23 protein-coding genes are annotated in these 25650 nt (G+C 67.5%); 9 read left to right on the top strand and 14 right to left on the bottom strand.

Translation table 11 applies throughout. The features are described from left to right. The first annotated feature begins 22 nt into the window (after window positions 1–22). The 9 genes from ACFO5X_RS24770 (at window position 23) to ACFO5X_RS24810 (ending at window position 11492) form a co-directional block, all read left to right on the top strand. Window positions 23–1666, top strand: coding sequence for a BCCT family transporter (locus ACFO5X_RS24770; protein WP_380722674.1), 1644 nt, complete (start codon window positions 23–25; stop codon window positions 1664–1666). A gap of 75 nt (window positions 1667–1741) precedes the next feature. Beyond that, window positions 1742–2965 (top strand): aminotransferase class V-fold PLP-dependent enzyme, encoded by a 1224-nt coding sequence (locus tag ACFO5X_RS24775; protein ID WP_380722676.1) that lies wholly within the window; start codon window positions 1742–1744, stop codon window positions 2963–2965. Window positions 2966–3015: 50 nt separating this feature from the next. After that, window positions 3016–4440, top strand: a complete 1425-nt coding sequence (locus ACFO5X_RS24780) for a cryptochrome/photolyase family protein (RefSeq protein ID WP_380722678.1) — start codon at window positions 3016–3018, stop codon at window positions 4438–4440. Between the two features lie 58 nt (window positions 4441–4498). Next, the gene (locus ACFO5X_RS24785; RefSeq protein ID WP_380722680.1) at window positions 4499–5707 is read left to right on the top strand and encodes a class I SAM-dependent methyltransferase; all 1209 of its coding nucleotides are present in this window, start codon (window positions 4499–4501) and stop codon (window positions 5705–5707) included. Between the two features lie 12 nt (window positions 5708–5719). Then, complete coding sequence (locus tag ACFO5X_RS24790; protein ID WP_380722682.1) at window positions 5720–6160, top strand: TrgA family protein; 441 nt, start codon at window positions 5720–5722, stop codon at window positions 6158–6160. Window positions 6161–6189: 29 nt separating this feature from the next. Further along, on the top strand, window positions 6190–7323 hold the full coding sequence (locus tag ACFO5X_RS24795) for an NUDIX domain-containing protein (RefSeq protein WP_380722684.1): 1134 nt from the start codon (window positions 6190–6192) through the stop codon (window positions 7321–7323). Between the two features lie 52 nt (window positions 7324–7375). Beyond that, on the top strand, window positions 7376–8410 hold the full coding sequence (locus tag ACFO5X_RS24800) for a cysteine synthase A (protein ID WP_380722686.1): 1035 nt from the start codon (window positions 7376–7378) through the stop codon (window positions 8408–8410). Between the two features lie 2 nt (window positions 8411–8412). Continuing rightward, complete coding sequence (locus ACFO5X_RS24805) at window positions 8413–10779, top strand: DUF3772 domain-containing protein (protein ID WP_380722688.1); 2367 nt, start codon at window positions 8413–8415, stop codon at window positions 10777–10779. Beyond that, window positions 10776–11492, top strand: coding sequence for an alanyl-tRNA editing protein (locus ACFO5X_RS24810; protein WP_380722690.1), 717 nt, complete (start codon window positions 10776–10778; stop codon window positions 11490–11492). Before ACFO5X_RS24805 ends, ACFO5X_RS24810 begins: the two co-directional genes overlap by 4 nt. 74 nt (window positions 11493–11566) lie before the next feature. On the opposite strand, the gene ACFO5X_RS24815 is transcribed toward ACFO5X_RS24810, so the two are convergent. From ACFO5X_RS24815 to ACFO5X_RS24880, 14 genes are all read right to left on the bottom strand, one after another. Then, complete coding sequence (locus ACFO5X_RS24815; RefSeq protein WP_380722692.1) at window positions 11567–12589, bottom strand: transketolase family protein; 1023 nt, start codon at window positions 12587–12589, stop codon at window positions 11567–11569. Beyond that, window positions 12586–13452 (bottom strand): transketolase, encoded by an 867-nt coding sequence (locus ACFO5X_RS24820; RefSeq protein WP_380722694.1) that lies wholly within the window; start codon window positions 13450–13452, stop codon window positions 12586–12588. Before ACFO5X_RS24820 ends, ACFO5X_RS24815 begins: the two co-directional genes overlap by 4 nt. Continuing rightward, entirely contained in the window at window positions 13449–14441 is a 993-nt protein-coding gene (locus tag ACFO5X_RS24825) for an ABC transporter ATP-binding protein (RefSeq protein WP_380722696.1), read from the bottom strand. The genes ACFO5X_RS24820 and ACFO5X_RS24825 overlap by 4 nt, the downstream gene beginning before the upstream one ends. Then, window positions 14438–15406 (bottom strand): ABC transporter ATP-binding protein, encoded by a 969-nt coding sequence (locus ACFO5X_RS24830; protein ID WP_380722698.1) that lies wholly within the window; start codon window positions 15404–15406, stop codon window positions 14438–14440. Before ACFO5X_RS24830 ends, ACFO5X_RS24825 begins: the two co-directional genes overlap by 4 nt. Next, window positions 15403–16245, bottom strand: a complete 843-nt coding sequence (locus tag ACFO5X_RS24835) for an ABC transporter permease (protein ID WP_380722700.1) — start codon at window positions 16243–16245, stop codon at window positions 15403–15405. Before ACFO5X_RS24835 ends, ACFO5X_RS24830 begins: the two co-directional genes overlap by 4 nt. Further along, entirely contained in the window at window positions 16242–17258 is a 1017-nt protein-coding gene (locus ACFO5X_RS24840; protein WP_380722702.1) for an ABC transporter permease, read from the bottom strand. Before ACFO5X_RS24840 ends, ACFO5X_RS24835 begins: the two co-directional genes overlap by 4 nt. 6 nt (window positions 17259–17264) lie before the next feature. Then, window positions 17265–18830, bottom strand: coding sequence for an ABC transporter substrate-binding protein (locus ACFO5X_RS24845; RefSeq protein ID WP_380722704.1), 1566 nt, complete (start codon window positions 18828–18830; stop codon window positions 17265–17267). A 27-nt stretch (window positions 18831–18857) separates the two neighbouring features. Further along, a complete protein-coding gene (locus ACFO5X_RS24850; RefSeq protein ID WP_380722706.1) occupies window positions 18858–20126 on the bottom strand; it encodes an aminotransferase class III-fold pyridoxal phosphate-dependent enzyme in 1269 nt (422 codons plus the stop codon). Window positions 20127–20371: 245 nt separating this feature from the next. Continuing rightward, window positions 20372–21013: a TetR/AcrR family transcriptional regulator gene (locus ACFO5X_RS24855; RefSeq protein ID WP_380722708.1), complete on the bottom strand. Its 642-nt coding sequence runs from the start codon at window positions 21011–21013 to the stop codon at window positions 20372–20374. A gap of 40 nt (window positions 21014–21053) precedes the next feature. Continuing rightward, the gene (gene modC, locus ACFO5X_RS24860) at window positions 21054–22148 is read right to left on the bottom strand and encodes a molybdenum ABC transporter ATP-binding protein (protein WP_380722710.1); all 1095 of its coding nucleotides are present in this window, start codon (window positions 22146–22148) and stop codon (window positions 21054–21056) included. Continuing rightward, entirely contained in the window at window positions 22148–22840 is a 693-nt protein-coding gene (modB, locus tag ACFO5X_RS24865; RefSeq protein WP_380722712.1) for a molybdate ABC transporter permease subunit, read from the bottom strand. The genes modC and modB overlap by 1 nt, the downstream gene beginning before the upstream one ends. An 8-nt stretch (window positions 22841–22848) precedes the next feature. Then, complete coding sequence (gene modA, locus ACFO5X_RS24870) at window positions 22849–23613, bottom strand: molybdate ABC transporter substrate-binding protein (protein WP_380722714.1); 765 nt, start codon at window positions 23611–23613, stop codon at window positions 22849–22851. 66 nt (window positions 23614–23679) lie between these two features. Then, window positions 23680–24054 (bottom strand): winged helix-turn-helix domain-containing protein, encoded by a 375-nt coding sequence (locus tag ACFO5X_RS24875; RefSeq protein ID WP_380722716.1) that lies wholly within the window; start codon window positions 24052–24054, stop codon window positions 23680–23682. A gap of 48 nt (window positions 24055–24102) precedes the next feature. Further along, window positions 24103–25650, bottom strand: a complete 1548-nt coding sequence (locus ACFO5X_RS24880; protein ID WP_380722718.1) for a DHA2 family efflux MFS transporter permease subunit — start codon at window positions 25648–25650, stop codon at window positions 24103–24105.

The raw sequence follows: 25650 nt of genomic DNA on the forward strand, positions 1-25650 counted from the left end.
ATCAAAAAGAAGGAGGCCAAACATGGCCGAAACCACAAATGAACAGGGGATACCCGAGCCGGAGGGCGCGGCTGCGGTCATCGAGACCGACTACAGCATCGGACAGGACAATATCGACGGGCAGGTCGGGCCCTTCGGGTTCGACATCCACAACCCCGTCTTCCTGATCTCGGGCCTGTCGATCATCGCCTTCGTCTTCTACACGCTCGCGCTGCCGGAACAGGCGGGGGCGGCGTTTTCCTGGCTGTTCGGGGCGGTGACCAAGGGGTTTGACTGGTTCTTCCTGGGGGCTGCGAACATCTTTGTCATCTTCTGCCTGCTGCTGATCGTGACCCCGGTCGGCAAGGTGCGACTGGGCGGCGCAGATGCGACGCCGGACTACGGTTATGTCGGCTGGTTCGCGATGCTTTTCGCGGCCGGCATGGGCATCGGGCTGATGTTCTTCGGCGTGCTGGAGCCGGTTTATCACATGGCGATCTCGGAGCCGCTGGGCGTGCCGTCGCCGTTCGATGCCGAGGGCAATATCATCCCAGAGAACGTCGAAGCGGCCAAGCGCATGGGCCTTGCGGCGACGATCTTCCACTGGGGTCTGCACCCCTGGGCGATCTATGCGGTGGTGGCGCTGGCACTGGCCTTGTTCAGCTATAACAAGGGGCTGCCGCTGACCATCCGCTCGGCCTTCTACCCGATCCTCGGGGAACGGGTCTGGGGCTGGTGGGGCCATGCCATCGACACGCTTGCGGTCTTTGCGACGCTGTTCGGGCTGGCCACCTCGCTCGGCTTTGGCGCGCAGCAGGCGAATGCGGGTCTGAACCACGTCTTCGGCGTGCCGGTCGGGCCGACCGCGCAGGTGATCCTGATCAGCGGCATCACCGCCATTGCGCTGATCTCGGTGCTGCGCGGGCTGGACGGCGGCGTGAAGGTGCTGTCGGAAATCAACATCGGCATTGCCGCGCTGCTTCTGCTGTTCGTGCTGCTGGCCGGGCCGACGCTGCTGATCCTGACCGATTTCGGGCAGGGGCTGGTGGCCTACATCGGGTCGATCGTGCCACTGTCCAACCCGATCGGACGGGACGACACCGGCTTTGTGCAGGGCTGGACCTCGTTCTACTGGGCCTGGTGGATCAGCTGGTCGCCCTTCGTGGGCATGTTTATCGCCCGCGTCAGCCGCGGCCGCACGGTGCGCGAGTTCATCACCTGCGTGCTGATCGTGCCGAGCCTGGTCTGCGTGCTGTGGATGGCGGTCTTTGGCGGCGTGGCCATCGACCAGGTGCTGAGCGATCCGGCCACGAGCCAGGTCAAGGCGCAGGTGATCGATGCCTATAACCCGCCGCTGTCGCTGTTTGCGATGCTGGAGGGGCTGCCGCTGTCCAACATCACCTCGGTGATCGCGATTGTGCTGGTGATCGTGTTCTTCGTCACCTCGTCGGATTCGGGGTCGCTGGTGATCGACACGATCACGGCGGGCGGCAAGGTCGATGCGCCGGTGCCGCAGCGGGTGTTCTGGTGCGTCTTCGAAGGCGCGGTGGCCATCGTGCTGCTGCTCTCGGCGGGCGGTCTGCAGTCGCTGCAATCCATGGTCATCTCGACCGGATTGCCTTTCACGGTGGTGCTGCTGCTGATGTGCTGGGCGATCTGGAAGGGCCTGCGGTCCGAACCGCGCTGAGGCGATCACAAAAACGCCATCGAAAGGCGGCCCCGCAGCTTGCGCTGTGGGGCCGTTTCGTATTTCAGTGCTGCCATGACACTCGATATCGACTTCGTGCGGGCACAGTTTCCCGCGTTTTCCGAGCCTTCGCTGGCGGGTATCGCGCATTTCGAGAATGCCGGTGGCTCCTATGCCTGCGGTCCCGTGATCGAGCGGCTGACCCGGTTCTACCGGCAGCGCAAGGTGCAGCCCTATGGCCCCGCCGATCCCACCCGGCTGGCCGGGGAAGAGATGGACGAGGCGCGCACGCGGATGGCGGCGATCCTGGGCGTGGCGGCGGACGAGCTGAGCTTTGGCCCCTCGACCACCGCCAATACCTATGTGCTGGCGCAGGCCTTCCGGCAGTGGATGAAGCCGGGCGAGGCGATTGTTGTCACCAATCAGGACCACGAGGCCAACTCTGGGCCCTGGCGGCGGCTGGCGGCCGAGGGCATCGAGATCCGCGAGTGGAAGATGGACCCCGAGACCGGCCATCTGGATCCCGAGACGCTGGAAGACATCCTGGACGAGAAGGTGCGGCTGGTCTGTTTCCCGCATTGTTCCAACGTGGTGGGCGAGATAAACTCGGTGACCGAGATCACCGCCGTCGCCCATGCGGCGGGGGCCTTTGTCTGCGTCGATGGCGTCTCCTATGCGCCGCATGGCTTTGCCGATGTGGGGGCGCTGGGGCCGGATATCTACCTGTTCTCGGCCTACAAGACCTATGGGCCGCATCAGGGGCTGATGGTGATCCGCCGCGCCCTGGGCGAGCTGCTGCCGAACCAGGGGCATCATTTCAACGGCGGCTCGCTCTACAAGCGGTTCACACCCGCGGGGCCGGATCACGCACAGATCGCGGCCTGTGCGGGCATGGCGGATTACGTCGACCTGCTGGCCGATCATCACGGCGCGCCGGCGGGCAAGCCGTCCAAGCGCGGGACCTTCGTGCATGACGCGATGCGGGCGCGGGAGATCGAATTGCTGCAGCCGCTGCTTGATGCGGTCAAGGCGCGCAATGCGGTGCGGCTGATCGGGCCGTCGGATGCGCGGGTGCGGGCGCCGACGGTGACGCTGGCGCTGAACGGCAGCCCCGAGGCGGTGAACGCCGAACTGGCGCGGCGCGGGATCATGGCGGGGGCGGGCGATTTTTACGCCGGGCGCGCGCTGGCCGGTGTCGGGGCCGATGCGGACAAGGGCGTGCTGCGGCTGAGTTTCACCCATTACACCGCGCAGGACGATATCGACCGGCTGTTGAACGCGCTCGACGATCTGTTGTGATCCACCCGGGCGACCGGACCGTATCCTGTTGAGAATACAGGCGGGACGGGATGGCTGAGCAGACTCCGATACTTCTGTGGTTCCGGCGCGACCTGCGGCTGGGCGACCACGCGGCGCTGAGCGCCGCCTGCGAGAGCGGGCGGGCGGTGATCCCGGTATTCATCTTGGATGAGGAGACCGAGGGCTTGGGCGCGGCGCCGAAATGGCGGCTGGGCAAGGGGCTGGAGGTCTTTGGAAAGGCGCTGGCCGAAAAGGGCAGCCGGCTGGTGCTGCGCCGGGGCGCGGCGCAGGCGGTGCTGGATGCGCTGATCGAAGAGACCGGGGCCGGTGCGGTCTGGTGGTCGCGGCTCTACGATCCGGCCAGCGTGGCGCGGGATACGGGCGTGAAGGCGGCGCTGAAAGAGCGCGGGATCGACGCGCGGTCCTTCGGGGGGCATCTGCTGTTCGAGCCCTGGACCGTCGAGACCGGGCAGGGCGGGTTCTACAAGGTCTTCACGCCGTTCTGGAAATCGGTGCGAGGGCGCGATCCGGGTGCGCCACGACCGGCGCCGGGAAAGATCGCCGCGCCGGGCAAATGGCCGGCTTCGGACAAGCTGGAGGACTGGGATCTGGGCGCGGCGATGGACCGGGGCGGCGCTGTGGTGGCGCGGTTCGAGCGGGTCGGCGAGGCGGCGGCGCTGGAACGGCTGGAGAGCTTTATCGAGGAGGGTGTCAACGGCTATCGCGAACGGCGCGATCGGCCGGGTGTCGATGGCACCTCCGGTCTGTCGGGGTTCCTGAGCCTGGGCGAGATCAGCCCGCACCGGGTCTGGGCCGCGGGCAGCCGGGCGGCCGAGGAGGGCAAGCGCGGTGCCGATACATTCCTGAAGGAGCTGGGCTGGCGCGAGTTCGCCTATCACCTGATGCACCACACGCCGCGGATCCTGACGGACAACTGGCGCGAGGAATGGGACGCCTTTCCCTGGGACAACGATGAACGCCACAAGGAGATCCGCGACTGGAAGCAGGGCCGCACCGGCGTGCCCTTTGTCGATGCCGGGCTGCGCGAGATGTATGTGACGGGGCGGATGCACAACCGCGCGCGCATGGTGGTGGCGAGCTATCTGACCAAGCATCTGCTGACCGACTGGCGCGTCGGGATGCGCTGGTTCGAGGACTGCCTGACCGATTGGGATCCGGCGAGCAATGCGCTTGGCTGGCAGTGGGTTGCGGGGTCGGGGCCGGATGCGGCGCCCTATTTCCGCATTTTCAACCCCGAGACGCAGCTGGAGAAGTTCGACAAGAAGGGGCTGTATACGCGGGCCTGGATTGCCGAGGGGCAGGACGATCCGCCCGAGACCGCGCTGGCCTATTTCGAGGCGGTGCCGCGCAGCTGGGGCCTGTCGCCAGATGACGCCTATCCCGACCCGCTGATCGGGTTGAAAGAGGGGCGCGAGCGCGCCCTGCGCGCCTATGAGGGGCGCGCTGAGAGATGACTTGCCAGACGGGCGGATTCCGACAAGTCTTGGCCGATAACCACGATGGGGAGTGGGTATGATCCTGACGGAGACCAAAAGGCAGGCCAATCTGCCCCGTTACTTCGGGCCGGCCTTCGAGCGGCTGAAGAAGATCGAGAATGGCCGGCTGGACGTGCGGCTGCCGGACGGGCGGGTGTTTCGCGCCGAGGGGTCAAATCCGGGGCCGGTGGCCGAACTGGTGGTGCAGCACCCCGACATCTTCGCGCGGCTGGTGCGCGAGGGCGACCTGGGGTTCTGCGACGCCTATCTGGAGGAATGGTGGAGCACGCCCGACCTGCAGGCCTTCATGGATCTGGTGCATCAGGGCAATGACGAAATCTATGACGGCTTTCCCGGCATGGGGCTGCTGCGGGCCTATGAGCGCCTGCGGTTCTGGCTGAAGCGGAACCACCGGGCGCAGGCGCAGAAAAACATCGCCTATCACTATGATCTGGGGAACGATTTCTACCGTCTATGGCTGGACGAGACGATGACCTATTCCAGCGCTCTGTTCCAGACGGGGCAGGAAAGCACCGAAAAGGCGCAGATCGCAAAATATGCCAGCCTGATCGACCAGATGGGCGCGAAACCCGGCGATCACGTGCTGGAAATCGGCTGTGGCTGGGGCGGCTTTGCCGAATATGCGGCGAAGGAACGGGGGCTGCGGGTGACCGGGCTGACCATCAGCAAGGAGCAGTTCAACTATGCCTCGCAACGTATTGCGAATGCGGGACTTTCCGGAATGGTGGACTTCAAGCTGCAGGATTACCGCGACGAGCGGGGCACCTATGACGGCATCGCGAGCATCGAGATGTTCGAGGCGGTGGGGCAGAAATACTGGCCGGTCTATTTCGACACGGTTCGCGAGCGGCTGAAGCCCGGCGGCAATGCGACACTGCAGATCATCACCGTGGCCGACCGGCGCTGGGAGGCCTATCGCAAGGGCGTCGATTTCATCCAGAAGCACATCTTTCCGGGGGGCATGCTGCCAAGCCCGATGGCGCTGCGCCGCCAGATCGAACAGGCGGGGCTGGGCATCGTGCGGTCGGTCGAGTTCGGCAAGAGCTATGACATCACGCTGCGGCGTTGGCACGAGACTTTCAACAGCCGCTGGGACCAGATCGCGGAGATGGGTTTTGACAACAGGTTCAGACGGATGTGGAATTTCTATTTGACTTCCTGCGCCGCCGCCTTCGACAGTGCGACCGTCGACGTGACCCAGATCACGGTGTCGCGCCCCTCGTAAACTGGACCCCGGATGCCCGACGCCGCCCGCCTTGTCGCCGCCCTGAGCCTTGCGCTTCTGGCCTTCATCGTGTCCGGGCAGATCGTGCCGCTGATGCCCGAGGGCATGGACTTCGGCTATTTCACCTGGGTGAACGTGGGGATCGGGCTGGTCTGCGGCTGGGGGATCATGGGCAAGCGCGCCGGGCGCGGGATCACGAACGCCATCAACAACGGCATCACCGGCATGGTCGCCCTGGTGTTCTGGGGGCTGTTCGTGCAGGGCACCTACGAGATGATGCGCCTGGCGATGCGGCACCGCTATGACGGGCCGCTGGAGGCGATCGGTGCGATCTTCAAGATCGGCATCCAGTATGGCGCCACCATGCTGGTCACGCATATCGTGGTGACGCTGCTCGTGGGCGGGGTTCTGGCGGGGCTGGCCACCGAATACGCCTGGCGCACCTGGCGTTGAAATCGTTTTGAATCAGAAGAGTGTGAGCCGTGGCTGATCTGTTTTTCTATGGCACGCTGTGCCATGTTCCGCTGCTGGAGCTGGTCGCGGGACGCGCGCGCGAGGAGCTGGATCTGCATCCGGCGGTCCTGCCAGACCATGCTGCCTATTGGGTGGAGGGCGAGGCCTTTCCGCTGATCCGGGCCGAAGCGGGCGGCGCAGCTCGGGGCCTGCTGGCGCGGGGGCTGAGCGAGGCGGAGGTCGCGCGGCTGGCGTTCTACGAGGGCGGCTTCAGCTTTGACCTGACGCCGAAGACGGTGCATCTGGACGCGGGCGGCACGGCGCAGGCACGGTTCTTTCTGGCCCATGACGGGCTGTGGCAGGCGGGCGCGCCTTGGGATCTGGCCGAATGGCAGCGCCTGTGGGCCCCGGTCAACATGCGCGCGGCGGCGGAGATCATGGATTGGTACGGGCGGCTGACACCCGATGAGATGGCGCCGAGGTTCGGCCCGATCCAGCGGCGCGCGTTCTCGCAGGTGCTGGCGACGCACCGCCTGGCCGATCCGGTGCGGGATGTGGCGCGGGACGTGCGGGTGGCGGAACATCGGCGCGCCTATCTCAAGTTCTTCGCGGTCGACGAGATGGACCTGCAATATCGCCGCCACGACGGGCGGATGAGCACGGTGCTGAACCGTGCGGCGTTGCTGGTGGGCGAAGCCTCGGTCGTGATGCCCTATGATCCGAGGCTGGACGCGGTGCTGCTGGTGGAACAATTCCGCGCACCGGTCTTCATGGTGGGCGATCCCAACCCCTGGGTGTGGGAGCCGGTGGCGGGGCTGGTCGATGCCGGCGAGACGCCAGAGGAATGCGCCCGGCGCGAGGCGATGGAGGAGGCCGGGCTGACGGTGACGCGGCTGGAACCGGCCGGGAAGGTCTATTCCTCGACCGGGTCGTCTAGTGAATTTCTGAACCTTTACATTGGCATATGCGATCTTTCTCAGGTTCCGTCCGGCGGCGGTGGGTTGGTGTCCGAAGGCGAGGATCTGCGCAGCCGGGTGCTGTCCTATGACGAGCTGATGGCGGGCGTGGATGCCGAGGCCTTCCGCGACATGCCGCTGGTCACCACCGCGCTGTGGCTGGCAAGGCACCGCGACCGCCTGCGCGCCGAGGCCACGGGCGCTTGAGGTCGTCCCCAAGCGGGGCTACAGCTTGGGGAAACCGACCGAGGGGGACTTCATGCGCATCGCACGCGATCTGGCCGACGCCGTTGGAAACACACCGCTGATCCGGCTGCGCCGTGTCAGCGACGAGACCGGGTGCGAGATCCTCGGCAAGGCTGAATTCATGAACCCCGGCCAGTCGGTCAAGGACCGCGCGGCGCTGTTCATCATCAAGGACGCCATCGCGCGCGGCACGCTGAAACCCGGCGGCACGATTGTCGAGGGCACGGCGGGCAATACCGGCATCGGCCTGTCGCTGGTCGGGGCGTCAATGGGGTTCAAGACGGTGATCGTCATCCCCGAGACGCAGTCCGAGGAAAAGAAGGACATGCTGCGGCTGGCCGGCGCCGAGCTGGTGCAGGTGCCCGCGGCGCCCTATCGCAACCCGAACAACTACATCCATTACTCCCAGCGTCTGGCCGAGCAGTTGGCCCAGACAGAGCCGAACGGCGCGATCTGGGCGAACCAGTTCGACAATACCGCGAACCGGCAGGCGCATGTCGAGACGACCGGCCCCGAGATCTGGGAGCAGACCGGCGGCAAGGTGCACGGGTTCAGCGCGGCGGCCGGATCCGGCGGGACGCTGGCCGGGGTGGCCGATGTGCTGCAGCCCAAGGGCGTGAAGATCGCCCTGGCCGACCCGATGGGCGCGGCGCTGTACAGCTATTACACCACCGGAGAGCTGAAATCCGAGGGCGGCTCGATCACCGAGGGCATCGGACAGGGGCGGATCACGAAGAACCTGGAAGGCTTCCGGCCCGATTACGCCTATCAGATCCCGGATGCCGAGGCGTTGCCCTATATCTTTGACCTGCTGCGCGACGAGGGGCTGTGCCTGGGCGGATCCTCGGGAATCAATATCGCCGGGGCGGTGCGGCTGGCGCGGGATCTGGGGCCGGGACATACGATCGTGACGATCCTCTGCGACTATGGCTCGCGCTATCAGTCCAAGCTGTTCAACCGGGATTTCCTGGCCGAGAAGGGCCTGCCGGTCCCGTCGTGGATGACCCGCGCGCCGGCTTCGATTCCGGGCGTCTTCGTCGACGGATGATGATGCGTCGCCTTGCCCTGCTGGCGGTCCTGCTGGCGCTGCTCACCGGAGGTCCGGCCGCCTGGGCGCAGGACGGGCCGGATTACGAGGCCTGGGCGCGGATCGCGGAACAGGCCGAGACCGTCACCGAACGGGGCCGCGCCTCGGACGAGGCGATGGAGGCGCTGCGCGGGCAGCTGGCCGACTGGCGCGAACAGTTCCTGACCGCCGAGGGGCGCAACAGCGACCGGATCGCGACGCTGCGCAGCCAGATCGCCGCTCTGGGGCCGGCGCCGGATGTGGCGGCGGGCGCGGCGCCGGAATCCGAGGATGTGGCGGCGCGACGCACCGAGCTGAACGACCAGCTGGCCCGCCTGCGCGCCCCGGTGATCGCGGCGGAGGAGGCCTATCTGCGGGCCGACGGGCTGATCCGCGAGATCGACAGCCTGATCCGCGAACGGCGCACCGATCGCCTGCTGGAGCTGGGGCCGACCCCGCTCGATCCGCGGCTGTGGGGCGAGGCGGGCAAGGCGATTGCCGGAACGGTGAGCGCGCTTTACGACGAGGCCATCCGGTCGTGGCAGTCGCCGACGGGGCATGTGAAGTTCCTGTCGAACCTGCCGATCATCGCGGTCTCGCTGGTTCTGGGGCTGGTTCTCATCTTCCGCAGCCGGATCTGGATGCGCCGCCTGGTGCGGCGGATGCGCGACGCGACGCGGCGGGGCTCGGGGGTGTGGCGGCTGGTTGTGTCGCTGGGGCAGATCGTGCTGCCGCTGGGCGGCCTCTTGCTGCTGGTCAAGGCGACCGAGCTGACCGGGATGATCGGCCCGCATGCGTCGCCGCTGATCGACGGGCTGCCGGTCTGGGGCGCGACCGTGCTGCTGGTCTGGTGGCTGGGCGACGAGGTCTTCTCGCGCGCCGACGACGTGGCGACGGTGCCGCTGGAGCCGGCGCGCCGGATCGAGGCGCGGGTGCATGTGGGCATTCTGGCCCTGGGCCTTGCCGCCCACGATCTGGTGGTCAAGCTGGGTGGCAGCGAGCGATACTCCGACGAAGTGCTGACCGTTCTGGATTTTCCGGTGCTGGTGCTGGTCGGGGTGTCGCTGTTCCGGCTGGGTCTGATCCTGTCGAGCAGGCCGGCCCCGGCCGAGAGCGACGAGGACGGCTCCCTGAGCTATGCGCGCCGCCTGCTGTGGTTCATCGGGCGGGCGGCAATGGTCATCGGCGTGGTCGGGCCGGCGATGGTGGCAGTCGGGTATGGTCAGGCGGGGCTGGCGCTGGTCTATCCGGCGGTGGGCTCGCTGATCCTGCTGGGCGTGCTGAGCGTGCTGCAGCGGCTGATCTTCGATGTCTACTATCTGGTGACGGGCGAGCGCGACCACGAGCAGGGCGGGCTGATCCCGGTGCTGGCCGGGTTCGTGCTCATCCTGGCGGCCCTGCCGGTGATGGCGCTGATCTGGGGGGCGCGCACCGCCGATCTGACCGAGATCTGGGCGCGATTCCGCGAGGGCTATTCCTTTGGCGAGACGCGGGTGTCGCCCGGCGATTTCCTGACCTTCGTGCTGGTCTTCGTGATCGGTTACATGGCGACGCGGCTGTTGCAGGGGGGCTTGCGCAATTCGGTCCTGCCCAAGACGACGATCGACCCGGGTGGCCAGACGGCGCTGCTGTCGGGGATCGGCTATGTCGGGATCTTCGTCTCGGCCCTGATCGCGATCACCAGCGCGGGGATCGACCTGACAGCGCTTGGCTATGTCGCGGGCGCGCTGTCGGTCGGCATCGGTTTCGGCCTGCAGAACATCGTGTCGAACTTTGTCTCGGGGATCATCCTGCTGATCGAGCGGCCGATTTCCAAGGGCGACTGGATCGCCGTCGGCGGGCAGATGGGATACGTCCGCGACATCTCGGTGCGCTCGACCCGGATCGAGACATTCGACCGGACCGACGTGATCGTGCCGAACTCGGATCTGATCAGCGGGACGGTGACGAACTATACGCGCGGCAATACCATTGGGCGGGTGATCGCGCCGGTGGGCGTGGCCTATGGGACCGACACCAAGAAGGTCGAGCGGATCCTGCAGGAGATTGCCGCGGCGCAACCCATGGTGCTGGCCAATCCGCCCCCCAACGTGGTGTTCCGCGGGTTTGGCGCCGACAGTCTCGATTTCGAGATCCGGGCGATCCTGCGCGACGTGAACTGGTCGCTGAAGGTGCATTCGGACATCAACCACGATATCGCCCGTCGGTTCGCCGAGGAGGGGATCGAGATACCCTTTGCGCAGCGCGATGTCTGGCTGCGCAATCCCGAGGCGCTGCGCGTTCCGGCCGAGCCGGTGGGAGAAGCGCCTGCGCCGGCAGAGGAGAAGCCGGAAGAGGAGCCCAAGGCATGAGCACCGAACCTCTGTTCCTGACCGACGCCTATCGCCGCGAGGCGCCGGGACGGGTGGTGACAGTCGAGCCGGATGGCGCGGTGGTGCTGGACCAGAGCCTGTTCTACGCGACCGGCGGCGGCCAGCCCGGCGACAGCGGCGCGCTGGTCTGGGACGGCGGGCGCATGGAGGTGGCCGAGGCGGTGAAGCGCGAGGGCGGACGGATTGCGCTGCTTCCTGGCGAAGGCATGCCCCCGCCGGTCGGGGCCGAGGTGGTGCAGCATCTCGACTGGGAGCGGCGGCTGGCGCATATGCGGGTGCACACGGCGCTGCACCTGCTGTCGGTGGTGATCCCGCGCCCGGTGACGGGCGGGCAGATCTCGGCCGGCAAGGGGCGGCTGGATTTCGACATGCCCGACGCGCCCGAGGACAAGGAGGCGCTGGAGGCGGCGCTGAACGCACTGATCGCGCGCGATCTGGCGGTGGGCGACGATTGGATCACTGACGCTGAACTCGACGCCAATCCGGGGCTGGTCAAGACCATGTCGGTGGCGCCGCCGCGCGGTGCGGGCCGGGTGCGGCTGGTGCGGATCGGGAACGGAGACGACCAAGTCGATCTGCAGCCCTGCGGCGGCACCCATGTGGCGCGGACCGGCGAGATCGGCCCCGCTCGGCTGGGCAAGATCGAGAAGAAGGGGCGTCAGAACCGGCGCGTCTATCTGCACCTCGACTGACTTGTCACACAGTTATCGGGCGATTTTGAAGCGCCGTGTGAGGCGCGGCTGACGGACAGCCGCGCCCCGATGCCTCAGCCCAGAAACTCGCGCGCCACGGCGGTAAGACCCGGCGCGTCGAGCCGGTAATTGGCGTAGAGTGCGGCCGGTGGGCCGACCTCGACAAAGCGGTCGGGCACGCCGTGGCGCAGGAAGGGCACGCGGGGCAGGTCGACCAGCACCTCGGCCACGGCGGTGCCCAGACCGCCGGTGATGTTGCCCTCTTCCACCGTCAGGATCGCGCCGGTTTCGCTGGCCGCTGCCGCGATCTCGTCACGGTCGAGGGGCGCGATGGACCACATGTCGACCACACGCACCGATCGCCCCTCTGCGGCCAGCGTCTCGGCCGCGTCGAGCGACGCGCGGACGGTGGAGCCGGTGGCGATGATGGTGAGGTCGGCGCCCTCGCGCAGGCGCCGGGCCTTGCCGAAGGCAAGCTCGGGCACGGCGTCATAGACCTGCGGATCGCGGCCGCGCCCGAGGCGGATATACATCGCGCCGGGATGGTCGACCGAGATGCGCAGCAGCGCGCGCAGGTGGTTGGCGTCGGTGGCGCAGCAGACCGTCAGGTCGGCAATCGCGCGCATCATGCCGATGTCTTCGAGCGAATGGTGCGACGAGCCGTAAAAGCCCATCGACATGCCCGAATGGGTGCCGACGATGCGCACTTTCTGGCGGGGATAGGCGCAGTCGGTCTTGATCTGCTCGGCGCCGAGGATGGCCGCGAAGCTGGCGAAGGTGGCCACATAGGGGACGAGCCCGCAGGCGGCCATGCCGGCGGCGGCGGTTATCATGTTCTTTTCGGCGATGCCGAAGTCGAAGAACCGCTCGGGGTGGGCATCGCGGAAGTCGTTGGTGCGGTTGGCACTGGCCAGATCGGCGGTGGCGACCACGATGCGCGGGTCGGTCTGGGCGAGCTCTGCCAGTTCCTCGCCCAGCACGAACGCGGGCATTCCGGCGCGGGGCGTGCCGCGCACCGAGCGATGGTCCTTGAACCGGGTCTCGCCCGAGGTGGTGCCGCGAAAGATCTCGGCCTCGTTCTGCATTTCCGTGCTCATTCCGCGGGCTCCGGCACATAGGGTTTCAATCCGGCCTCAAGCTCGGCCATGACCTCGTCGTAGTCTTCGCCGACGAGGTTGCCGACGTGCCAGTCGAGGCTCATTTCCATCCGTTTCACGCCGCGCCCCTTCACGGTGTCGCAGATGATCGCCTGCGGGCGGCCGTTTCGCCCGTCGGGCAGGGCGTCGAAGGCGGCGGTCAGCGCGTCGAGGTCGTGTCCGTCGATGCGCTGCACGTCCCAGCCGAAGGCGGCGAAGCGTTTGTGGATCGGTTCGATGGAGTTGATGTCTTCGGTGTGGCCGTCGATGCAGAGGCCGTTGCGGTCGACCAGCGCGACGAGGTTCTGGGTGCCGTGGTGGCCGGCGGACATTGCCGCCTCCCAGATCTGGCCCTCGGAGAGTTCGCCATCGCCCAGCATCACGTATACGCGGTACTCCTGCTTTTGAACGCGCGCGGCCAGCGCCATGCCAAGACCGACCGAGAGGCCGTGACCGAGCGAGCCGGAGGAGAAATCGAGGCCGCGCACCTTCTTCATGTCGGGGTGGTCGCCGAAGTTCGACCCGAAGCGGGTGTAGGTGTCGAGATCGGAAGGATCGAAGAATCCGAGATCGGCCAGCACCGGGTATAGGCCGATTGCGGCGTGGCCCTTGGACATGATGAAGCGGTCGCGCGCCTCCCAATTGGGCCGTCCGGGTTCGATCTTCATCTGGCGGTAATAGAGCGTGGCGAGAATCTCGGCGCAGGAGAAGGTGGAGGAATAGTGGCCCGCCCCGGCGATCCGGGACAGGCGTACGGTTTCGGTGCGGATGAATTTTGCGCGGTCTTCCAGCACCGCGCGGGACACGTTTCGTCGGTCGGTCATGGAGTCGTTCCTCCTTCGGTTCCATGCGGGAAATGGCATGCGACCCGGGCATCGCCCAGGGGGCGCAGGTCGGGCGCCTCGGCGGTGCAGAGGGGCCGGGCGCGCGGGCAGCGGGTGGCGAAGGCGCAGCCGGGGGGCGGCGCGAGGGGCGAGGGCACATCGCCGGTCAGCACGGTGCGCTTGCGGTTGCGTTCGCGGCGCGGGTCGGCCAGCGGGATCGCCGAGAGCAGGGCGCTGGTATAGGGGTGGCGCGGCGTGGCGAAGAGGCTGTCAGCGGGGGCGATCTCGACGATCCGGCCCAGATACATCACGCCGATACGGTGCGAGATGTGGCGCACCACGCCAAGGTCGTGGGCGATGAACAGATAGGCCACGCCCAGCCGGTCCTGCAGGTCGCGCAGCAGGTTGAGGACACCGGCCTGCACCGAGACATCCAGCGCCGAAACCGGCTCGTCCAGCACCAGCATCCGGGGGTTGACCGAAAGCGCGCGGGCGATGCCGACGCGCTGGCGCTGGCCGCCGGAGAGTTCGTGCGGATAGCGGTCGATCATGTCGGCGGGCAGGCGGACCATCTCGAGCAGTTCTGCGCTGCGGGCGGCGACCTCGGTGCGGGGCAGGTCGAGCAGGCGCATCCCCTCGGCCAGGATGCGGGCGACGGTCATCTTCGGGTGGAGCGAGGACATCGGGTCCTGGAAGACGATCTGCAGGTCTCGACGGGCGGCGCGCATCGCGCGGGGCGAGGCGGTCAGCAGGTCGGTGCCGTCGAGGTCGATGCGGCCGCTGGTCGGTTCGATCAGGCGCAGCAGGCAGCGCCCGAGGGTGGACTTGCCGCAGCCGGATTCGCCGACAAGGCCCAGCGTCTCGCCGCGTTCGATGGCGAAGGAGACACCGGCGACGGCGCGCAGCACGCGCGGCGCGCGGAACCCCAGGACCGAGTTGCCGATCGGGTAATCCTTGCGCAGGTTCTCGACGGTCAGGACGGGGCTCATGGCGTCGCCTCGGTCAGGGCATGATGGCAGGCGGCGCTGGTGCCGGCGATGGGGCGCAGCTCGGGATCGGCCTGTGCGCAGAGGTCGGTGGCGCGGGGGCAGCGCGGGCGGAAGGCACAGCCCGTGGGGCGCGACCAGATCGACGGCGGGGTGCCGTCGATGGCGACCAGCGCACCGGCGGGCCGGTCGGGCGAGGGGATCGCGGCGATCAGGCCGCGCGTGTAGGGGTGGGCGGTTTCGTAGAAGACGGGATCGACCGGGCCTTCCTCGACGATGCGGCCGCCATACATGACCGCGATCCTGTCGGCCATGCCGGCCACCACGCCGAGGTCGTGGGTGATCAGCACGATGGCGAGGCCAAGCTCTTGCCGCAGCTTTTGCAGAAGTTCGAGGATCTGGGCCTGGACGGTGACGTCAAGGGCGGTGGTCGGCTCGTCCGCGATCAGCAGGGCGGGGTCGTTGGCCAGCGCCATCGCGATCATCGCGCGCTGGCGCATCCCGCCCGAGAACTCGTAGGGGTATTGATGCAGCCGCCGGCGCGGTTCGGGGATCGAGACGAGATCGAGCAGGGCGGCTGCGCGGTCGAGCGCGGCTCGGCGGGTCAGCGGCTGGTGCAGGCGGATCGCCTCGGCGATCTGGTCGCCGATGGTGATGACCGGGTTGAAGGCCGAGAGCGGGTCCTGGAAGATGCAGCCGATCTCCTTGCCCCGGAGGCGGCGGATCTCCTCACGGCCCATCCTGACCAGTTCGCGGCCGCGGAAGACGGCGGACCCTTGGATCCCGGCGCTGGGGGGCAACAGTTGCAGTGCGGCCATCATGGTGACGGACTTGCCCGAGCCGCTTTCGCCGACGATGCCCAGCACCTCGCCCTCGGCAACCGAAAGGGTGATGCCGCGCACCGCCTCGGCGGTGCCCTGCGGGCCGGCGAAGCGGACGCGCAGGTCGGTGAGGGACAGCAGGCTCATCGTGTGCCCCGCCGGTCGAAGAGGTCGCGCAGGCCGTCGCCAAGGAAGGCGGTGGCGAGGACGACCGTAAGGATGGCAAGGCCGGGGCCGGCGGCGATCCACCACTGGTAGAACTTCGAGGCGCCTTCCGAGATCATCGCACCCCATTCGGGCGAAGGCGGCAGCGCGCCGAGGCCGATGAAGGAGAGCGAGGCGGCGAGCAGGACGACCTGGCCGAAATCCATCGTCGCGTTGACCAGCGTCGGTGTCCAGCAGAGCGGCAGGACATGGACGGTGAGCACGCGCATCCGGCCCGCGCCGCCGGCGACGGCGGCTTCGACGTGTTCGCGGGATTTCACCTCCATCACCTGGGCGCGCATGAGGCGGGCGTAGATCGGCCACCAGACCACGATCATCGCAACGCTGGCATTGGCGAGGCCGGCCCCCAGAGTGGCGGCCACGGTCATGGCCAGCAGGATCGGCGGGAAGGAGAGGGTGACGTCGACAGTGCGCATCACCAGGCTGTCGACCCAGCCGCCGAAGAAGCCGGCCAGCGCGCCGAGGACCGAGCCGATGGCGACGGCGGCGGCGACCACGACGACGGCGATGGGCACTGACCACTGCGCGCCCCAGAGGGTGCGGGCGAGGACGTCGCGGCCCAGGGCGTCGGTGCCGAGCCAATGGGCGGCCGAGGGGGGCGACAGGCGCTTGCCGACCAGCGCGAGCGGGTCGGCGATGGGCCACCACTGCACGGTGAGCGCGGTCACCGCCCAGAACAGCAGGATTGCGATGCCAATCCGCGCGGTCAGCGGCAGGCGGGCGCGGCGGGGCCGGGCCGGGGTGTCGGCGGCCAGTGTCACCGGCCCACCTTGATGCGTGGGTTGGCCCAGGCATAGGCCACGTCGGTGACCAGATTGGCCAGCAGGAAGGCCACCGCGCCAACGATGGTGACACCGCCGATCGCCGGATAGTCGAGCGAGCGCGCCGCCGCCACGGCATAGGAGCCGATGCCGGGCCAGGAGAAGATCGCCTCGGTCAGGACGGCGCCGGTGATGAGATAGGCGAAGGTAAAGCCCAGCACGGTCAGCACCGGGATCAGCGCGTTGCGCAGGGCGTGGTTCAGCAGCACCACCCGTTCCGGCGCCCCCTTGGCGCGGGCGGTGCGGACATAGTCCTGGCCCATCTCCTCGAGCAGGGACGAGCGCACGAGGCGGGCGATGATGCCGGTGACGGCCCAGCCGAGCACGAAGGCGGGGAGCAGCAGGTGCGAGAGGCTTTGCATGAACAGGGAGACGTCGCCGGCCAGCAGGGAATCGACGGTATACATGCCGGTGATGCTTTCTGGCGGGCGCGTGCGGGCGTCGAGCCGTCCGGTGCCGGGTGTCAGGCCGAGGCGGACGGTGAAGATGTAGAGCAGGATCAGCCCGGACCAGAAGATCGGCAGCGACGAGCCGAGCAGGGCGAAACCGCGCCCGCCGATATCTATGACGCTGCCGGGAAACCGGGCCGAGAGGAGCCCGATGGCCATGCCGATGGCGGTTCCGACGATCATCGCCGCGATCACAAGTTCCAGAGTGGCGGGAAGACGCTCGGCGATATCTGTCGCGACCGGGCGGCGGCTGGTGAAGGAGGTGCCCATGTCACCCTTCACCAGATTGGTGATGTAGATGACGTATCGTTCAGGCAGCGAGCGATCGAGGCCCCATTGCGCCTTCACGGCCGCGACCACCTCGGTATTCGCCATCATCCGTTCGGGGACAAGGGCGGCCAGCGGGTCGCCCTTGGTCATCTGCGAGAGCAGGAATGCGACGCTGGCCACACCCAGGAGCAGGAACGGGATCACCGCCAGCCGCTTGAGGACATAGGCCAGCATCCCTGATTATTTCCGGGCGATTTCGGCCAGCGGCAGGTTGCAGCAGGCCGAGTAGCGCACGCCGGTGATGTCGGCGCGATGCGCCAGCACCAGATTGGGCGAGACGAGGGTGATGATGATGTTCTCGTCCATCATCGCCTGGCCGATCTCGGCATAGACGGCATCGGCCTCGGCGCCGGAGGCGGCCAACGCCTTGGCGTAGAGCGGGGCGATGCGGGGATCGACCGCCTTGTCGGTGTCCTTGCCGGCGCGGTTTTCCCACGGGCTGCCTTCATACATGCCGAAATAGGCGACATACTGGCCCGAACCGTAATAGTCGGGCGCGTAGTAGACGGCGGTGACGGGGATGCCATCGGGGCCGCTCAGGTTCTCGCGCCAGACGGCGTAGGTCTGGGGTTGCAGGTCGAGCTTGACGCCGACGGCCGAAAAGTCCTGCTGGACCTTCTGCATCATCACATTGATGTCGACGCCATAGACGTTGTCGTTGGGATACATCGCCAGCAGCGTCAGGTCGGTGACGCCTTCCTCGGCCAGCATCGCCTTGGCCTTTTCCAGATCCTGGCTGCGCGGGGTCAAGCCGGCAGTGCCGGGAAAGCCGTTGGGGATCGGCGCGGGCTGTTTCACGCCATTGCCGCCGACGGTGAAGTCGAGCATTCCGTCATAGTCGATGGCCAGCGCCAGTGCCTCGCGCACCTTCGGGGTCAGCTTTTCCGCGCCCTTGGCGGCGGGCGAAAGCGCGATGTAGAGGAAGTTGAACGAGGGCACGACCTGGGTGACCACATCGGCGTTGGTCATGCTGGAAGCGGTGTCGGGGTCGATCTGCATGGCGACGTCGATCTGGCCGCTTTCCAGCGCCTGGGCCTGGCCCACCGCGTCCTGGATCTGGCTGACCACGACTTCGGCGAAAAAGGGTTTCTCGCCCCAGTAGCCGTCATTGCGGGCGAGCCGCAGCTCGGCCTCGGGGGTGTATTTCACCAGCGTGTAGGGGCCGGATCCGGCCGAGGCGCCGAGGAACCAAGGTTCGGCCTGGTCCTTTTCAGCGGCGGTCTCGTCGGCAATCGCGCCGGCCTCCTTGGCCGCATCGGCGTTGACGATGCCGGCATAGGGGGCCGAGACCTTGAACAGGAATTCCGAGTTGGGCGCGTCGACCTTGACGACCACGGTTTTCGCGTCGGTCGCTTCGGCCGATACGAGGCCGTCCATCAGGAACGAGGGGCTGGCCTTGAGGTTCTTCAGACGCTCGAAGCTCCAGACCACGTCCGAGGCCTCGACGGGCGAACCGTCGGCAAATGTTGCGTCCTTCAAATGGAAGGTGAACTCGGTGAAGTCGGCGTTGTTCTCCCAGCTCTCGGCGAGGTTGGGTTTCAGCGTCTTGTTGTCAGGTTCCAGCGTGATCAGCGTCTCGTAGACGGCTGTCAGATAGAACTGGCAGGTGTCGCAGAAGGCGCGGGCCGGATCGAGCGAGTTGACGTCCATCGCCCTCCCGATCACCAGTGTCTGCGCGTCCTGCGCCAGGGCCGGAACCGGCAAAGCCAGCGCCAGTGCAAAGGCGGTCTTCCCAAGTCTCAACATCGTGTCGTCTCCCTGTTTTGGCGTGCGTTAGCGCGGCAGAAGCGCGGCGATTTTTGCCGAGGGCTGCACGCTGGCCCGGTTTCGCCTGATGTCGTCGAAGGCGATGGCGGTTATCTCGAGCGCGCGCTCGATATCGCCGGGCGTCATCGCCGCGTTGATGAACATGTTGTGGTAGGGGCTGAGCCAGGCGCCGTGGCGCATGGCGGTGTCCGAGAAACGATAGCCGAAGCGATAGTCGGGGTCGTCCTCGAACAGGACCATCGGCATGGTGACGGGGCCGGTGTGGCGCAGGCCAAAGCCGTATTCGGCGGCCTGCTGCACCAGACGCTGGCGGAACATGGTGCCGATCTCGCGGATGCGTTCGAGATAGTCGGTCTCGCGGATCAGGCGCAGCGTTTCCAGCGCCGCAGCCATCGGCACCGCCGAGAACCAGAAGGAGCCGGTGACAAAGATCGAACCGGCCGCCTTGCGGGCCTTGTCGTTGCCCAGCAGGCAGGAGATCGGCTGGCCGTTGCCCAGGACCTTGCCCCAGCAGGAAAGGTCGGGGTCCACCCCGATCTCGGCCCAGGAGAGATCGCGCGACAGGCGGAAGCCGGCGCGCACCTCGTCGACGATCAGCAACGCGTCGTGTTCGTCGCAGATTCGGCGCACGCCGGCGGCGTATTCGGCATCGGGCAGCGTCTGGTCGGTGAAGGTGTCGTGCCGGAAGGGCGAAGCGAAGACGCCGGCGAAATCGTCACCGGCCTGTTTCACGGCGTCGGCAAAGCTGTCGAGGTCGTTGTAATCGAAATAGATCAGATGCGCGCGGTCTTCGGGCAGGGTGCCGGCGGGGCGCGGCGTGTTCCACGGATGGGCGCCGTGATAGGCGCCCTTGGCCAGCAGGATCTTGCGCCGGCCGCGATGGGCACGCGCCGTCACCAGCGCCATCGAGGTCGCCTCGGCGCCGGATTTGCAGAAGATCGCCCAGTCGGCATGGGTGATCATGCCGGTCAGCGCCTCGGCCAGCTCCACCGCCACCGGGCCGGGGCCGGTCATGGTGTCGCCCAGCTCCATCTGGCGCAGGATGGCGGCCTGGACCTCGGGCTGCTGATAGCCCAGCAGGTTCGGGCCATAGGCGCACATGAAATCGAGGTATTCGTTGCCGTCGGCATCCCAGAGCCGGGTGCCCTGCGCGCGGGTGAAGAATTGCGGCGTGCTCTCGGGCATCAGCGCGACAGACTGGTGGCCCCACATGCCGTTGGGGATCACCGCCCGCGCGCGCTCCTGAAGGGCGCTATCCTGCGCGTTGCTCCACATGCCGCCTACTCCCGAGGGGTTTCGTTGCAAGCAAGGTTAGGCAGAGAAAATTCGGCTGGCAATATGGAGTTCATGCGAAGTTGGTGTGTGTTAGAGCGCGTCCATCAGCGTATGTTTTCCGCTGAAAATGCCGGATTTTTCCTTTAAACCCGGCGCGTTTGGCGGCAATCGAAGTTGTCGCGCCGAAGTGCGCGGGGCCAATGGAAGCACGGCCATTGCCAGGAGATGGTCGAGTTAGTGATGGTTTATTCGACTAATTTTCGGCGCGGCAGCGACTCGGGGAGATGCGTGCGCAGATAGGCGACGACCGCGTTCACGCTTTCCTCGAGATATTCCGGCGCGATGCGGCGGTGCTTGGTCCAGGAGATTGCCCAGATGCCGTCCATCAGGCCAATGGAGACGGCCAGCCAGTGGTCCAGATCGTTCAGGGAGGAACAGTCGAAATAGGTGCGGAATTCCTGCGCGCGGACCGAGGCGAGCGAGGCGTTGCCCTGCAGATCGAGGTTGCGCACCTCGGCGCTGACGCCCGCGCCCATGAAGAGATGCAGGGCGGCGGGATTGGCGTTGAGGTATTCCACCCCGCTTTCCTGCCGCCGGCGGATAATGTCCTGCCAGCGGTCCGGGGGCGGGGTCAGCGGGGTGCGCGCGCGTTCCGCCAGATCGGCGTGGTAGCGGGTGGCGAGCGAGGCGAGCACGGCGTTGCGGTTGGGAAAGAAGTGATAGACCGAGGGCAGCGGCACCCCGGCCTCCTCGGCGATCATCGCGAGCGAAAGCGTCGCGTCGCCGGTCCGCATCAGCACGGCGGCGGCGGCATCGAGCAGGCGCGCGTGCCGCAGGATGCCGCGCTTGCGCTGGGGCTGGCGCCCGGTTCTGTCGTCGGGTTTCATGGCCGTATCTGGGGCGAGGCGCGGCTTGGGTGCAAGCGGTTTAGTTGACGCGCGTGCCGGCGCCGATGTCGAGCGGGGCGACCGAGACGGTCTTGATCACCGCATGGGCCTGTACGCCCGGCGTAAGCGCCAGCGCCTCGGCCGAGCGGCGGGTGATCCGGGCGAGCAGGCGGCCCGCGCCGGTGTCGAGCGCCACGATGGTGCCGGGACCGTCGCCGGGACGGATGTCGTGGACCACGCCGGGCAGGATGTTGAGCGCGGAAAGACCCTGCGGGCGGTCGCGCGACAGGATCACCTCATGGGCGGCGATGCGGACGCGCAGGGTGGTGCCGGGGGGCTGGGCGACATGGGGCAGGAACAGCGGCGTGCCGCCGGCATCGAGCTCGGTCAGCCCGTCCGGGTGATGGGCCGCGACGGTGGCGGTCAGGATCGCCCCGGCCTCGCGCGCGCCGGTGGGAAGGACGGCGGGGTCGGCCAGCACATCGGCGACCGTGCCCTGGCCGATCACCCGGCCGTTTTCCAGCGCGACGATTGTGGTGGCCAGCCGCGCGACTTCGGAGGCGGAATGGCTGACGTAGAGGATGGGCACGTTCACCTCGTCGCGGAGGCGTTCGAAATAGGGCAGGATTTCCGCCTTGCGCGACTCGTCCAGCGCGGCGAGGGGTTCGTCGGCCAAGATCAGTCGCGGGGCCGAGAGCAGGGCGCGGCCGATGGCCACCCGTTGTCTCTCGCCCCCCGAGAGCGCGCCGGGACGGCGGTCGAGCAGCTGTGCGATGCCGAGGAGGTCGATGACGCGCCCGAAGGGTTCGCGCGGGGCGCCGCGGGGGGCGAACCATGCGCCGTATTTCAGGTTCTGGCGCACGGTGAGATGCGGGAACAGGCGGCTGTCCTGGAAGATATAGCCGATCCGGCGGCGGTGGGGCGGCAGGCGCAGCCTGCGCGCGGTGTCGAGCAGCACCCAGTCGCCGGCGGCGATGCGGCCCCTGTCCGGGGTCAGCAGCCCGGCGACGGCGTTGATGATGGTAGTCTTGCCCGAGCCGGAGCGGCCGAAGAGCACGGTCAGCCCGGGCGGCGCGGTAAAGCGGACGTCGAGGGTGAAGCCGGGAAAGGCGTGATGCAGGTCGATGTCGAGCATCAGGCCCCTCCGACGCGCGCGGCGACCCGGCGGCCGATCACCTCGGACAGCAGCAGCGCGCCCATGGCGACGATGACCGAGACGATGACCAGCTTGGCGGCAGGCCCTTCGCCGCCCGGTACCTGAAGAAAGGCATAGATCGCCGAGGGGATGGTGCGGGTCTGGCCGGGGATGTTCGAGACGAAGGTGATGGTTGCGCCGAATTCGCCCATCGCCTTGGCAAAGGCGAGGATCGCGCCGGCGACGATGCCGGGCAGGGTCATCGGCAGGGTGACGGTGAGAAAGACCCAGAGGGGCGTCGCCCCGAGGGTTGCGCCGGCCTGTTCCAGCCTCGGGTCCACCGCCTCGATCGACAGGCGGATGGCGCGCACCATCAGCGGAAAGGCCATGATCGCGGCGGCCAGCGCCGCGCCGGTCCAGCGGAAGGCAAGGACGATACCGGCCTCGGCGAGCAGGCTGCCGACCGGTCCGCGGGTGCCGAAGGTCAGCAGCAGCACATAGCCGGTGACAACCGGCGGCAGCACCAGGGGCAGATGGACCAGCCCGTTCAACAGCATCTTGCCCGGAAAGGTCCAGCGGGCCAGCGCATAGGCCACGAGGATGCCGGGCGGCAGGCTGAGCAGCGTGGCCCAGAAGGACACGCGCAGCGACAGCGCCACCGCCTTCCATTCCTCGGGGCCAAGCCAGTCCATGCCCTGTCCTATTTTGCCACCACCACGAAGCCCTGCCGCTCGAAGGCCGCCCGCGCCTCGGCTCCGCGCAGGTAGGCGAAGAACTCGGCTATGGCGGGCGTGTCGCGGTTGGTCAGTTCTGCGGCAGGATAGACGATTGGCGGATGGCTGTCCGCAGGGAAGGTGGCGACGACGCTTACATCGTCCTCTGCCGCTGCATCGGTGGCGTAGACGATGCCGTAGGGCGCCTCGCCGGTGGCCACCAGCGCGAGGGCGGCGCGCACGTTGTCGGTCTGCGCAACCTGCGGCGCGACGGCGTCCCAGAGTCCGAGGTGTTCGAGCGCGGCCTTGCCATAGATGCCGGCGGGCACGGAATCGACCAGCGCCATCGCCAGCCGGCCGTCACCCAGCAGGGCGGGAAGATCGGGGCCGATCCCGGCCTTCGGGGCGTCGGTGCTATGGGCGATGAGGACGATGGCATTGGTCAGCAGGTCAAAGCGGGTGCCGGGTTCGAGCAGGCCGTCGGCCTCAAGCCGGTCCATCCAGTCGGCATTGGCCGAGATGAAGACATCGGCTGGCGCGCCGGCCTGGATCTGGCGGGCCAGCGCCGAAGAGCCGGCGAGCGAGATCGACAGGTCATGCCCGGTTTCGGCCTCGAACGTCTGTTCGATCTCGGCCAACGCGTTGGTCAGGCTGGCGGCGGCGAAGACGGTGATCTGATCGGCCGAGGCGGCGGTGGCGCCGGACACAAGAAGGGCAAGCGCCGCAGCGAGGCGGCGGGGCGAACTGCGCATATCTGACTCTCCCAGATGGATATGGTCGAAGAAACATATCGCAAGCGGGTTCGGGGCGATCAAGCGTTATTTTCCATCGGACATATCCCTTAGAAGGGATTGCAGCGCGCCGATCTGGTCGGCGCCGGCCTTGGCGGTGATCTCCATAAGCTGGCGGTAGTGCGTCAGCACGGCCTCGCCCGTTTCGGTCAGGCGGGCACCGCCGCCCTGCGGACCGCCGCGCGCGGAGTCGACCAGCGGGTCGCGGAAGGCGCGGTTCATCTCTTCAACCAGCGACCAGGCGCGCTTGTAGCTCATCGACATGGCGCGCCCGGCGGCAGCGATCGAGCCGGTCTCGCGGATGTGCTCCAGCAGGTCGGCCTTGCCCGGCCCCAGCATCGCAGAGGTACCGAAGAGGATGCGCAGGCGCAGGCTGGGGCTGTCGGCGGCGGGCTCGGTCATGCAGGCGTTATGCCCCGCCGCCCTCCCGCCGCGCAAGGCCCGCGGCGATCAGTGCTCGGCCGAGGCGGCGGCAGGGCCTGGCGCGGCGGCGTGGCTGGGGCGGCGCAGCAGGAAGACGATGGGGAAGGCCGCGACGGTGAAGAGCAGCATCAGCAGGAAGTTGTCGATATCGGCGATCATCGCCGACTGCTGGCCGACGAGCCCGTTGACCTGTTGCATCGTCACCGGATCGTGAGCCAGCAGCCCCGGCACTCGGGCGGCGACCTGGGGCGCATCGGCGGTCAGGCGGGAGGCCAGTTCCTCGTGGTTGACCGTCATCATGCGGGCGAGCACCGTGGTCACGATCGAGATCCCGACGCCCGAGCCGACGTTGCGCACGAGGCTGAAGAGCGAGGTTGCGTCGCCCCGGTATTCCGAGGCCAGCGTCGCGAAGGTCAGCGTCGAGAGCGGCACGAAGACGAATCCGAGGCCAAAGCCCTGGATGACGCCCGAGAGGATGATCAGCCGGCTGTCCATGACGGTATCGAAGCCGGACATGATCCAGAGTGACCAGGAGGTCATGGCCAGACCGAAGGTCACCAGAATCCGCGCGTCGAACTTGGCAACCAGCCGGCCAACCAGGATCATAGAGATCATCGTGCCGACGCCGCGCGGCGCCATGACGATGCCGGTGGTGATGACGGGATAGCCGAGCAGGTTCTGCAACAGCGGCGGCAGCAGCGCGAGTCCAGAGAAGAGCGTGAGACCGATGATGAAGATGAACACCAGCCCCATGGTGAAATTGCGGTCGCCAAAGATCTTGAGTTCGATGAAGGGGTTTTCGGCGGTGGCGCAGTGGACGGCGAAGACCCAGAAGCCGCTGATGGAGACGAAGAGGTAAATCCAGATTTCCATCGCGTCGAACCAGTCGACGGCCTGGCCCCGGTCGAGCATGAGCTGCAGCGCGCCGATGGCGAGGGCAAGCATGGCGAAACCGAAGAAGTCGAAACGCCGCTGTTTCAGCCCGCCCTTGGGCATGAAGACCAGGATGCCGGCCAGCGCGATGATGCCGATGGGCAGATTGATCAGGAAGACGAAACGCCAGTTGAAGGTCTCGGTCAGCCAGCCGCCCAGCGTCGGGCCGATGATCGGACCGACCATGATGCCGGCGCCGTAGATCGCCATCGCCTGGCCGATCCGCTCGCGCGGGTTGATGTCGAGGATCACCGCCTGGGCAAGCGGGATGAGCACCGCGCCGAAGATGCCCTGAACGATGCGGTAGACGACCATCTCGGGAAGGCCGCTGGCGATGCCGCAGGCGAGCGAGGCGAGGGTGAAGCCGCCGATGGCGACGGCGAAGACCGTCTGCCGCCCGAAGCGGTCAGTCACCCAGCCGGTGACCGGCGTGGCGATGGCCGAGGCGACGATGTAGGAGGTCAGGACCCAGGTGATCTCGTCCTGCGCGGCGCCGAGGCTCGCCGCCATATGCGGTAGGGCGACGTTGGCGATGGTGGTGTCGAGCACCTGCATGATCGTCGCCAGCATGATCGTCGCCGTCAGCCAGCCGGGGTGGGCCACCTCGACCGCGGGTTTCGACAAGGCCGGCTGCGCGCTCAT

This window comes from Seohaeicola nanhaiensis (genome assembly GCF_042654245.1).
Classification (GTDB): Bacteria; Pseudomonadota; Alphaproteobacteria; order Rhodobacterales; family Rhodobacteraceae; genus Seohaeicola_A; species Seohaeicola_A nanhaiensis.

Bases quoted from the DNA above. Each gene is read 5' to 3' on its own strand.
- ACFO5X_RS24770 (WP_380722674.1), top strand. From the start codon at position 23: ATGGCCGAAACCACAAATGAACAGGGGATACCCGAGCCGGAGGGCGCG.
- ACFO5X_RS24775 (WP_380722676.1), top strand. From the start codon at position 1,742: ATGACACTCGATATCGACTTCGTGCGGGCACAGTTTCCCGCGTTTTCC.
- ACFO5X_RS24780 (WP_380722678.1), top strand. From the start codon at position 3,016: ATGGCTGAGCAGACTCCGATACTTCTGTGGTTCCGGCGCGACCTGCGG.
- ACFO5X_RS24785 (WP_380722680.1), top strand. From the start codon at position 4,499: ATGATCCTGACGGAGACCAAAAGGCAGGCCAATCTGCCCCGTTACTTC.
- ACFO5X_RS24790 (WP_380722682.1), top strand. From the start codon at position 5,720: ATGCCCGACGCCGCCCGCCTTGTCGCCGCCCTGAGCCTTGCGCTTCTG.
- ACFO5X_RS24800 (WP_380722686.1), top strand. From the start codon at position 7,376: ATGCGCATCGCACGCGATCTGGCCGACGCCGTTGGAAACACACCGCTG.
- ACFO5X_RS24805 (WP_380722688.1), top strand. From the start codon at position 8,413: ATGCGTCGCCTTGCCCTGCTGGCGGTCCTGCTGGCGCTGCTCACCGGA.
- ACFO5X_RS24810 (WP_380722690.1), top strand. From the start codon at position 10,776: ATGAGCACCGAACCTCTGTTCCTGACCGACGCCTATCGCCGCGAGGCG.
- ACFO5X_RS24815 (WP_380722692.1), bottom strand. From the start codon at position 12,589: ATGAGCACGGAAATGCAGAACGAGGCCGAGATCTTTCGCGGCACCACC.
- ACFO5X_RS24820 (WP_380722694.1), bottom strand. From the start codon at position 13,452: ATGACCGACCGACGAAACGTGTCCCGCGCGGTGCTGGAAGACCGCGCA.
- ACFO5X_RS24825 (WP_380722696.1), bottom strand. From the start codon at position 14,441: ATGAGCCCCGTCCTGACCGTCGAGAACCTGCGCAAGGATTACCCGATC.
- ACFO5X_RS24830 (WP_380722698.1), bottom strand. From the start codon at position 15,406: ATGAGCCTGCTGTCCCTCACCGACCTGCGCGTCCGCTTCGCCGGCCCG.
- ACFO5X_RS24840 (WP_380722702.1), bottom strand. From the start codon at position 17,258: ATGCTGGCCTATGTCCTCAAGCGGCTGGCGGTGATCCCGTTCCTGCTC.
- ACFO5X_RS24845 (WP_380722704.1), bottom strand. From the start codon at position 18,830: ATGTTGAGACTTGGGAAGACCGCCTTTGCACTGGCGCTGGCTTTGCCG.
- ACFO5X_RS24850 (WP_380722706.1), bottom strand. From the start codon at position 20,126: ATGTGGAGCAACGCGCAGGATAGCGCCCTTCAGGAGCGCGCGCGGGCG.
- ACFO5X_RS24855 (WP_380722708.1), bottom strand. From the start codon at position 21,013: ATGAAACCCGACGACAGAACCGGGCGCCAGCCCCAGCGCAAGCGCGGC.
- modC (WP_380722710.1), bottom strand. From the start codon at position 22,148: ATGCTCGACATCGACCTGCATCACGCCTTTCCCGGCTTCACCCTCGAC.
- modB (WP_380722712.1), bottom strand. From the start codon at position 22,840: ATGGACTGGCTTGGCCCCGAGGAATGGAAGGCGGTGGCGCTGTCGCTG.
- modA (WP_380722714.1), bottom strand. From the start codon at position 23,613: ATGCGCAGTTCGCCCCGCCGCCTCGCTGCGGCGCTTGCCCTTCTTGTG.
- ACFO5X_RS24875 (WP_380722716.1), bottom strand. From the start codon at position 24,054: ATGACCGAGCCCGCCGCCGACAGCCCCAGCCTGCGCCTGCGCATCCTC.
- ACFO5X_RS24880 (WP_380722718.1), bottom strand. From the start codon at position 25,650: ATGAGCGCGCAGCCGGCCTTGTCGAAACCCGCGGTCGAGGTGGCCCAC.